General features: G+C 69.3%; 6 protein-coding genes and 1 pseudogene. 4 read left to right on the forward strand and 3 right to left on the reverse strand.

Annotated elements, in window-relative coordinates; genetic code table 11:
• Positions 1 to 66: 66 nt before the first annotated feature.
• From ACYVDN_RS16925 to ACYVDN_RS16940, 4 genes are all read left to right on the forward strand, one after another.
• Positions 67 to 864, forward strand: coding sequence for a ThuA domain-containing protein (locus ACYVDN_RS16925; RefSeq protein ID WP_460573501.1), 798 nt, complete (start codon positions 67 to 69; stop codon positions 862 to 864).
• A complete protein-coding gene (locus ACYVDN_RS16930) occupies positions 861 to 2,012 on the forward strand; it encodes a Gfo/Idh/MocA family protein (RefSeq protein WP_460573503.1) in 1,152 nt (383 codons plus the stop codon). Before ACYVDN_RS16925 ends, ACYVDN_RS16930 begins: the two co-directional genes overlap by 4 nt.
• A gap of 42 nt (positions 2,013 to 2,054) precedes the next feature.
• Positions 2,055 to 4,343 (forward strand): alpha-xylosidase, encoded by a 2,289-nt coding sequence (gene yicI, locus ACYVDN_RS16935; RefSeq protein WP_460573505.1) that lies wholly within the window; start codon positions 2,055 to 2,057, stop codon positions 4,341 to 4,343.
• A 66-nt stretch (positions 4,344 to 4,409) separates the two neighbouring features.
• Positions 4,410 to 5,759 carry an MFS transporter gene (locus ACYVDN_RS16940; protein ID WP_460573507.1) on the forward strand — a complete coding sequence of 450 codons (1,350 nt, stop codon included), beginning with the start codon at positions 4,410 to 4,412 and terminating at the stop codon, positions 5,757 to 5,759.
• Here ACYVDN_RS16940 and ACYVDN_RS16945 read toward each other — a convergent pair.
• The 3 genes and pseudogenes from ACYVDN_RS16945 to ACYVDN_RS16955 form a co-directional block, all read right to left on the reverse strand.
• Entirely contained in the window at positions 5,756 to 8,158 is a 2,403-nt protein-coding gene (locus tag ACYVDN_RS16945; RefSeq protein WP_460573545.1) for a glycoside hydrolase family 3 protein, read from the reverse strand. The two genes, ACYVDN_RS16940 and ACYVDN_RS16945, sit on opposite strands and share 4 nt — an antisense overlap.
• Positions 8,159 to 8,429: 271 nt before the next feature.
• The gene (locus tag ACYVDN_RS16950) at positions 8,430 to 10,529 is read right to left on the reverse strand and encodes a GMC family oxidoreductase (protein WP_460573509.1); all 2,100 of its coding nucleotides are present in this window, start codon (positions 10,527 to 10,529) and stop codon (positions 8,430 to 8,432) included.
• Positions 10,516 to 10,633 (reverse strand): annotated as a pseudogene (locus tag ACYVDN_RS16955) (carbohydrate ABC transporter permease); the annotation flags it as partial. The gene ACYVDN_RS16950 and the pseudogene ACYVDN_RS16955, both read right to left, overlap by 14 nt.

Here is a 10,633-nt window from a genome sequence, read left to right on the forward strand (position 1 = left end):
GGTCCCACGAATCGGGACCTCCCTGGTCAGACCTCTCGTTGTACAGAACTACTAAAAGGAGCATCCATGAGCATCTCTGCCGACCGTCCGCTGCGCGTCGTCGTCTGGGGGGAGAACCGGCACGAGCAGGTCGAACCGCACGTTGCCGAGCTCTACCCGGAGGGCATGCACAACGCCATCAAGGCGGGAATCGAAGAGAACCTCGGCGCGAAGGCCACGGTCACGACGGCGCTGCTCGACGACCCCGAGCACGGACTCACCGAGGAACGCCTCGCCGAGACGGACGTTCTCACCTGGTGGGGTCACGCTGCGCACGGCGAGGTCTCCGACGAGATCGTCGAGCGGGTGCACCGCCACGTGCTGGAGGGCATGGGACTCGTCGTGCTCCACTCCGGGCACTGGTCGAAGATCTTCCAGAAGCTGATGGGCACGACGTGCACCCTTCGGTGGCGCAGCGAGCACGACCGCGAGCTGGTCTGGACCGTCGACCCGACGCACCCGATCGCCCAGGGTGTGCCGCACCCGATCGAGATTCCGCAGCAGGAGATGTACGGCGAGCAGTTCGACGTGCCGAAGCCCGACGAGATCGTCTTCATCAGCTCGTTCTCCGGCGGCGAGGTCTTCCGAAGCGGCATCACCTACCGACGCGGCAACGGCAAGATCTTCTACTTCAGCCCCGGCGACCAGGACTTCCCGGTGTACCACCACAAGGACGTTCGCAGGGTGATCGCGAACGGTGTCGACTGGGTGGCATCCGATCGTCCGAAGCGCGAGATCCCCGTTCTGCTGCGCTACGAGACCGGCGACTTCTTCAACGGTCGCGGCTACCAGGGCGCCATGCACAACAAGGATGACGCCGAATGAGCTCGTCAGAGACCGCAGGGTTCGCCACCGTCGGCGGGGATGCCCCGCTGCGGGTCGTGCTCGTCGGTGCAGGCGCCATGGGAAGGCACTGGCTGCAGGTCATCACCGAGACGCCTGAGGTGGAACTGGTCGGCCTCGTCGACCTCGACCTCGAGCTCGCGAGGGGAGTGGTCGCCGATCGCGGCCTCACGATCGTCGTGGGTGACTCGCTGACCGCGGTCGCCGCCGAGTCCGGTGCTCAGGCCGTGATCGATGTCACGGTTCCGCCGGCGCACCACTCCGTGAACACCGAGGCGCTGCTCGCCGGCCTTCCGGTGCTGTGCGAGAAGCCGATCGCGCCGACGGTCGCCGAGACCCTCTCGCTGATCGCCGCCGAGGAGCTCTCCGGACAGCTGCTGATGACGAGCCAGTCACGGCGGTACTACCCCGTGCTCGCCGAGCTGAAGGATGCCATCGGCAACCTCGGCGACATCGGCTTCGTCACGACGGAGTTCTTCAAGGCTCCGCACTTCGGAGGCTTCCGAGACGAGATGGCACATCCGCTGCTCGTCGACATGGCCATCCATGCCTTCGACGTCTCGCGCTACCTGCTCGACGCCGACCCGGTGTCGGTCGACTGCCGCACCTTCAACCCGAGGTGGAGCTGGTACCGCGGAGACGCCGCGGCCACAGCGATGTTCGAGTTCGAAGGCGGCACGAGGTACACCTTCACGGGCAGCTGGTGCAGCCCAGGCCTCGAGACCTCGTGGAACGGCAGCTGGCGGGTCAGCGGTGCGCTCGGCACGGCCACCTGGGACGGCGAGGGCCACCCGGAGGTCGAGCTCGTCGGTGCCGAGGCACCCCAGCAGTCCCGCGAGGTGACGACCCGTTCCGAGATCGCGGGCGCCCTCGACGACTTCGTCGACGCGCTGCGCACCGGTCGCAGGCCGGCGGGCGACGTGCACTCCAACGTGTACAGCCTCGCGATGGTCGAGGCGGCCGTGCTCTCCGCAGAGAGCGAGCGGACCGTCGTACTCGACACTGTGTTGGAGCAGGCGTACGCCGCAGCCATCGCGAACGAGCGACGGGATGACGTGAAGGCCGTGCTCGAGTCGTGGGGGTCCGCAGCACACGGCCTCTCGACGGACGAGCGGGCATCCGTCGCCTGACGCTTCCGGTCGTTCACATCCCACCAGCTTCGAAAGGTTCCGATGAGATTCACCGACGGGTTCTGGCAGCTCCGGCCGGGGGTGCACGCGCTGTACGCGCAAGAGGCGTACGACGTCGAACCGCAGGGCGACTCCCTCGTCGTGACGGCGCCGAGCAAGGTCGTGCGCTCCCGCGGCGACGTGCTCAACCACGGCGCGCTCACGGTCAGGCTCGACTCGCCGATGGAGGGCGTGATCGGCGTGCACGTCGAGCACTACGCCGGTGCGCGCGCCGAGCGCGGCTTCGAGCTGGTGGGGCGTGAAGACGCCGTCGCGAGCATCGAGGTCGACGACGAGAGCGGCAGCCTGACGAGCGGCGACCTCACCGCCACCGTCGAGCGGGGCGCCCCGTGGAACCTGGAGTTCTCGGCGCGCGGTCGAGTGCTGACCTCCAGCGGGGCCAAGTCGCTGGCGCATCTGCGTCTGGATGCCGACGCCTTGGTCGCGAGCGATGCGTGGGTGGCAGACGAGGGCATCCCGGTCACCTCGTCCTCGTATGTGCTCGGCCAGCTCGACCTGGCCGTCGGCGAGCTCGTCTACGGGTTGGGCGAACGGTTCGGTCCGCTGGTGAAGAACGGCCAGACCGTCGACGTGTGGAACGCCGACGGCGGCACGTCGAGCGAGCAGGCGTACAAGAACGTGCCGTTCTATCTGACCAACCGCGGCTATGGCGTGCTCGTGGATCATCCCGGACTCGTCTCGTTCGAGGTCGCCTCCGAGGCGGTAGAGCGGGTGCAGTTCGCCGTGCCGGGGGAGCGGCTCAGCTTCTACGTGATCGACGGCCCGACACCCAAGGATGTGCTCGAGCGCTACACGCGATTGACCGGGCGCCCCGCCAAGGTGCCAGCATGGTCGTACGGGCTCTGGCTGTCCACCAGCTTCACGACGTCGTACGACGAGCAGACGGTCAGCTCCTTCATCGACGCGATGGCCGAGCGCGATCTGCCGCTGTCGGTGTTCCACTTCGACCCGTTCTGGATGCGCGAGTTTAACTGGTGCGATCTCGAATGGGATCGGCGCACGTTCCCGGATCCTGAAGGGATGCTCGGGAGGCTGCACGACAAGGGCGTGCGCGTCTGCGTGTGGATCAACCCCTACATCGCGCAGCGCTCGCCGCTCTTCGCGGAGGGCGCCGAACGGGGCTACCTGGTCAAGCGTCCGAACGGCGACGTCTGGCAGTGGGACATGTGGCAGCCGGGCATGGCCGTCGTCGACTTCACGAACCCCGAGGCGACCGCCTGGTTCCAGGACAAGCTGCGTGCGCTCACCGCGATCGGCGTCGACGCGTTCAAGACCGACTTCGGTGAGCGGATTCCGCTCGATGCGACTTTCGCCGACGGCTCGTCGCCCGAGAGCGTGCACAACCTCTACGCCCAGCTCTACAACAAGGCGGTGTACGACGTGCTCGTCGAGCAACGCGGGGAGGGCGACGCCGTGCTGTTCGCCCGCTCGGCGACCGTCGGGGGTCAGACCATGCCGGTGCACTGGGGCGGAGACAGCACGTCGACGTTCCCGTCGATGGCCGAGACGTTGCGCGGCGGGCTCTCGTTCGCGCTCAGCGGGTTCTCCTTCTGGAGCCACGACATCGGTGGCTTCGAGGGAACGCCGAACCCGGATGTCTTCAAACGCTGGGTCGCCTTCGGTCTGCTCTCGAGCCACTCCCGTCTGCACGGCAGCGACTCGTATCGCGTGCCGTGGACGTTCGACCGGGACCCCGTCACGGGGGAGTACGACGAGAGTGCGACCAGCGCGGTCGCGGTGACCCGGCGCTTCGCCAAGCTCAAGAACCGGCTCATGCCGTACCTGTTCGCGGCAGGCGACGAGGCATCCCAGCGCGGCATCCCCGTGATGCGGCCGATGCAGCTGGAGTTCCCGGATGACCCCGCTGTGGCGTACCTCGACAGGCAGTACATGCTCGGCTCCGACATCCTCGTCGCTCCGGTGTTCTCGGCCGACGGGTCCGTGCAGTTCTACCTGCCTGCGGGCGGGTGGACCAGCCTGCTCACGGGCGAGCACGTGGATGGCGGAGCATGGCGAACCGAGACGCACGCACTCGACTCCCTTCCGCTGTACGTGCGCGACGGGGCCGTGCTGCCGATCGGGGCGCGCGACGACCGGCCGGACTACGACTTCGTCGACGGGCTCTCGCTGCGGGTGTATCCCGGCGCGGAGCCGGGAACGGTGCACGTGCTGGGCGTCGACGGCACCCCGGTCGCCATCGAGCTGAGCCGCACGGACGGCACCTACACCGCCCAGGCCGGCGGTCGCCACGTCCCTGTCGAGCTCGCCTAACTCGACCAGCGGGTGCGGTGCCCGGGGTTGCCTGGCGCAGGGCCGGCCGGGTAATACGGTGGACTGATGCAGCAGGTGCCCCTCCGCCAGGTCTTCCACGGCGGGCGCGGCGTGTTCCTGCTCGGCATGCTGCTGGCGGAGTTCGGCGGCGGCATGCAGGGTCTTGCCGTCTCGACAGTGCTGCCCGTCGTGGCATCCGAACTGCACGGCTTCGCACTGTTCGGCGCAACGCTGGCGGCGGGGAACATCGCTGCGGTGCTCATGCTGGCGTTCAGCGCGCCGTTGCTCGCGCGCATCCGTCCGACTGTGGTCATCGCTGCGGCGACCATCGTGTACGCGGTCGGCGTGGTGCTCAGCTCGTTCGCGCCGACAATGGCGTGGGTGCTCGCCGGCATGGTCGTTCGCGGCATCGGCCTCGGGCTGATCACCGGATTCGGCGCCGCCGCCATCGGCGGCCTGTTCGACGACCGCGAGCGTCCGCGGGTTCTCGGGCTCTATGCGTTCGTGTGGATCATCCCGTCCATCGTCGGGCCCGCGCTGAACGCGGCGATCGCGCAGTGGGTCGGATGGCGGTGGGCGTTCGCCTGGCCGCTCATCCTGGTGGTGGGAGCTCGCGTGCTGATGGGTGCGTACTCGTCCGCCATCCCGTGGGAGCGACGCAAGGAGCCGGTGCGCGCGACGGCGGGCGTCGTCGTCGCTGCGCTGCTGGGAGTCGGAGCCCTCGCCTCGGCCTGGACCGGACCCTTCGCCTTCGGCCTGTTCGCCATCGCCGGCCTCGGCGCTGCCGTCGGCATCGTCGCCTTCCTCGCCCGCGGATCGCAGGATGCCCGGCTGATGCGAACCCTCAGCACCTTCGGTGCGCTGTGCGCAGCGTTCTTCGGTGTCGACGTGCTGCTCTCGGTCACCGTGATCGAGGCGCTCGGGGGCGGGCTGCTCTGGGCATCCATCGCCATCACGGGAGCTCTCGTGATGTGGACCCTCGCCGGGCTGCGCCCGCGGCCATCGGCACGGCCAGACCGAGTGACCACCGGCCTGGTGCTCGTCACGGTGGCCGTCGCCGCTTTGGCGCTCACGTGCGTCGTCGCGTCAGGGCCGACGGGCATCGCGATCGTCGTCGTCGCCGGGCTCGTCGCGGGCCTCGGCATGGGCGTCGCCTACCCGCTGGTCATGTCCGAGTCGTTCGAGGGACCCGCGCCAGCGCACCGTGTCGGACCCCTGGTGTCCTTCGCCGAGACGGCGACCGCCGCGTGGGCGGCCATGGTCTGCGGCGGTCTCTACTCCGCGCTGCACTCCTCGGGAGCCGCACCCGGCACGGCGGTGAGCTGGGCGTTCGCCATCCTGCTGCCGATCGCGATCGTCGGAGTCGTCGTGGCGTTCCGTCGCCGTCGAGTGCCCTGGCCCGCCTCGGCGCTCTAGGCCCGGCTGACGGTGACCGCGCTGCGCAGCTCTCGCGTGTGGTCGACCACCCGAGCCGGTCCGGTCAACGTCACGGGCAGGGCGAAGCGGATGTCGCCACTCGACGCACCCAGCCGCAGCTCGAGCTCCCCGGGTTCGACGACGCGCGCGTAGTCGCGCCCGGTGAACGCGGAGAGGTCCGCGCTCACCTCGAACGACACCGTGGCGGATGCGCCGGCCTCCACCGGAACGGACGCGTACCCGATCAGCCGGTTCACCGGACGCACGACGGATGCCACCGGGTCGTGCAGATAGAGCTGCACGTTCTCGATGCCGGCCCGATCACCGGTGTTGGTCACCCTCACGGAGACGTTCACCGTGCCGGACGTCGTGACGGAGTCGGCGTCTACTCGGGCATCCGACCACTCGAACGACGTGTAGGAGAGGCCGTGCCCGAACGGGAATCTGGCCGTCGGGTCGAGGTTCGAGACACCGGTCGGACCGCCGAGCGGCGCGGCCAGATAGGTGGCCGGCTGGCCGCCCTCCGTTGCCGGGATGCTCACGGGAAGCCGACCGCTCGGGTTGACCCTGCCGCTGAGCACGCCTGCGATCGCCGGGCCGCCCTCCTCGCCAGGGAAGAACGCGGCGACGATCGCGCCGGCCTTGTCGGCGGCGGACCCTAGTGCGTACGGCCGTCCCTCGACGAGCGTCGCGACGACCGGGGTTCCGCTGTCGACGAGCGCATCGAGCAGGTCCTGTTGGCGGCCGGGAAGGCGCATGCTCGCGGCGTCGCATCCCTCGCCTGAGGTTCCGCGCCCGAAAAGCCCGGCGTGATCGCCGAGCACCGCGATCACGAGGTCGGCGGATTCGGCGGCGGCCACCGCGCGGGCGATGCCCTCGGCATCCGATTGCGCGGCCTCGGCCGGGGTGACGCCGTCGCCCTTGCCGTCGACGCTGACGGCGGGCTCCACGACGAACGTCGCGTCGGCGAACTCGGCGCGCAGGCTTTGCAGCACGGTCGGCAGCTCGATGCCGATCGGCACCTCGGGGTGCAGCGTGCCGACGTGGCTCGGGAACGAGTAGCACCCCAGCATCGCGAACATGTCGTCGGCCAGCGGCCCGACGACGGCGATGCGGATGCCCGTTCCCGCATCGATCGGCAGCACGCCGTCGTTGCGCACGAGCACAACAGCCCGCTCGGCGACCTCCCGCGCCAGCGCGCGATCCTCGTCGGCGTCGAGTCTGATGCGTCCTCGCACCGCCTCGATGTCGTCCAGGTCGGAGTCGCTCCAGCCTGCTGGGATCGGCGACCAATCCGCGTTCAGCATGCCGAACTCTGCCTTCTGCAGCAGCACCCTGCGGAGCGCGCGGTCGATGTACGCCTCGTCGAAGCGTCCATCGGCGACCTCGGCGACCAGCGGGTCGCCGTACGCCTTCACCGTCGGAAGCTCGACGTCGACTCCGGCCTTGAGGGCGGCGGCAGCGGCCTCACCCCAGGTGCCGGCGACGCCGTGCAGAGTCTTGAGGAACGCGACGCCGAAGTAGTCGGCGACCACGGTGCCTGTGAAGCCCCAGGTCTCCCTGAGCAGTCCGGTGAGCAGGGTCTCGTCGCCTGCGGAGGGCACGCCGTCGACATCCGTGTAGGCATGCATCACGCTCCGCACACCGCCGTCGCGCACCGCGAGCTCGAACGGGGGGACCATCACGTCGTTGAACTCGCGACGCCCCATCGACACCGGGGCGAGGTTGCGCCCGGCCTTCGACGCCGAGTAGCCGATGAAGTGCTTCAGCGTGGCGACGATGCCCGTGGACTCGAGCCCGCGCACGTACGCCGTCGCGATGGTGCCGACGAGGTAGGGGTCCTCGCCGATGGTCTCCTCTGTGCGGCCCCATCGCGGATCGCGAGTGACGTCGAGCACGGGGGCGAGGCCCTGGTGCACGCCGACCGCGCGCATGCCGGCGCCGATCCTGGTGGAGACGCGCTCGATGAGCGCCGGGTCGAATGTTGCGCCCCACGACAGCGGGACGGGGTAGGCGGTCGCTCCCCACGCGGTGAACCCGGCGAGGCACTCCTCGTGCGCGATGGCGGGGATGCCGAACCTGTTAGCGGCCATGATGCGCTTCTGGCTGCGCGCGAGCGAGACGAGCCCGACCGCGGCGTCGACGGGAGCCGACCCGAACGACCGGGTGAGCTGGCCGAGTCCATGGGGGAGAAGCTCGTCGAGCTCGACGGCGTCCTCACTCATGTCGTGCTGGAAAGGCGCCACGTCGTCCCCGACCGGTGAGGATGCCACCCACACGCCGTACAGCTGCGCGACCTTCTCGCGCAGCGTCATCTCGGCGATCAGTGCATCGACGCGCTCGGCGTCGGACAGGGAGCTGTCGTGCCATCGAGGCGTTGAGTTGCGCACGTCGTTCATCGTCTTCCTCTCCGTTCCGGGTTGCGAGCCCGGTGTCTGCTCATCCCGGTACTTGCTCATCCCGGTACCTGCTCATCCCGGTACTTGCTCATCTCGGTGGCTGCTATCCCAGGTTGCCACCGGCGCCCGTTCATAACTCCTGCTGATCGGCGGTGACAGCCACCTACCTCCCCGAATTTCCGGCACTTCGGGATGTCACCACTACCGAATTGCAGGAGTTATGGACAGGGGGCGGGTCAGTGGGCCACTGTGCTGGTCTGGTCGGCCGCTCCTAGCGCGGCCACTCCGCGACAAGGTTGTCGGCGACGCGGAACGCGTTCGCCACGATGGTCAGGGTCGGGTTCACCGAGCCGTTCGTCGGGTGCAGCGACGAGTCGCAGCAGACGATGCGGCTGGTGCCCCACACGCGACCGTAGGGGTCGGTCGCCGAGTTCTCGGTCGAGGTGCCCATGCGGGCGGTGCCGCACGAGTGCTCACCTGCAGCGGATGCCGTCGCCGGGCCGCCCTGCCGCCTGATGTCCGTGACCCCTGCAGCCTCCAACCACTTGGCACCCTGGACGGCCATGCCGTCCTCGACCTGCTGGCTCGTCCAGTGCACGTCCTTGCGCAGTGCAGCGCCTGGCCGACCCCAGCGATCCTTCACGCCCGCGAGCGTGACGCGCGAGGTGGGCAACGGGATCTCCTGACCCATGGCGAAGACACCGAACAGGTTGGCGCGGTCTCCGCGCATCCACGCCTTGTGGCCCGCGCCCCATCCGGGAACCCCCGGCGCGGGCTGGCCAGCGGATGTCAGCGGCAGCAGGCTCATCAGGTCGACGATCACGCCGCCGCCCCACGGGATGGTCTCGCCGTGCACGTGATCGAGCGTCGCGACGGAGTGCCCGGGGCCGATGTACGGCTTGACCGGTCGCTCGGAGTGGCCGAGCACTGTGGCGACACGGTGGTCGTGCAGATAGCGCCCGACGTGGTCGTTGCCGAGGCCGCTCGCCAGCAGCAGACGGGCCGTCTCGACGGCCCCAGCCGACATCACGACGACGTCAGCGCTCACCGTGAGTTCGACCGGCCGCGTCGAGGCGTCCGCCATGATCGTCACGCCGGCCGCACCGACGCCGTCGCGCACCTCGATCACCTCGGCATCCGCCAGCAGGTCGCACAGACCCGTCGCCAGCGCGCGAGGGATGAACGTGGATTGCGATCCGTTCTTCGCGTTCACCGGGCACGTGTTGCCGATGCACTGGGCGCAGCGCACGCAGGCGGCGCGTCCGTCCCACGGAACGGAGTTGATCGCCAGCGGGATCGGACCCCAACCCCAGCCGAGTCGATCCGCAGCAGCGCCGAGCAACTCGCGAGACGGCTCTGTGCCCATCGCGGGCATCGGATAACCACCCGAGCGCGGCGTGCGACGCGTCAGTCCGCCCTCTTCGCCGGCGACTCCGAGCTCCCACTCCGCCCGCGCGTAGTACGGCTCCAGGTCGTCGTACGACACCGGCCAGTCGGCGAGACTTGCGCCATCGGGGTTGCCGTACAGGCTGTGCATCCTGAAGTCCTCGGGCATGAACCGCCATGCCATGCCCTGCCAGATGCGGGTGCCACCGCCCACCGCGTCGGCGTTCAGACCGTAGATCGAGGCGTCGTCGGTGCCGTCGAGCACCCGGTCGCCGTCCGGGAGCTGAGCGACCCGCGGATGACCGGGGCCGGGTCCCACCGTCGGCCAGTACACCGCATTGCGCTTGCCGTGCAGGTGATCGTTGCGGATCTGGTCGTTGCGCAGGTTGGGTGCGCGCTCGACGAGCAGCACGTGCTTGCCTGCGGCCGTCAGCACCTGGGCGGCAACGCCGCCGCCCGGGCCAGAGCCGACGATGATCGCGTCGTAGTGCGCGTGCACCTCGCCGGGGTCGATCGCCGCGGGCGGCTCCGGCTCGATCGGGGTGACACCCTCTGGCAGGCCGCGGAAGCCCACCATCTCGAGCCCGGCGGGATGCCTGCCGTCCGACGACGCGTAGTACCCCTCCCAGGTGACGCGGCGCAGCACGTCGAACGCTGCTGCACTCGATCCCGCGGCGATCCTGGCGAGCACGGCGTCTTGCGTCGATGGGTCGAGACCGGCGAAGTCGGCGGCTCCTGAGCGCTTGCCTTCGTCATCCAATCGGGCTGCGAGCGAGTTCAGCGACGGCCACGCCCACAGCAGGTCGCGGTCTGCCGCGACCTTGTCGGTGGTCAGATAGTCGCCGACCCCGCCCTCCCAGCCGCCCGGCCAGTCGTCAGACGGGATGATGCGATCGACCGCGGCCCGGAGAGCCCGAAGGGCGACCGCGTTGGTGTGGTCGCCCTTCGAGTGTGTTGCAGTTGTGGTGGGTTTAGCGTCCGGCAAGGGATCCTCCGATGCCGCCGACGGAGAAGAAGCGGTTGAGGACGGAGAAGATGATGATGGGTGGGAGCATCATGATGACGGCGACGGCCATGACGAGTCCCCAG

It is taken from the genome of Humibacter soli (genome assembly GCF_054779035.1).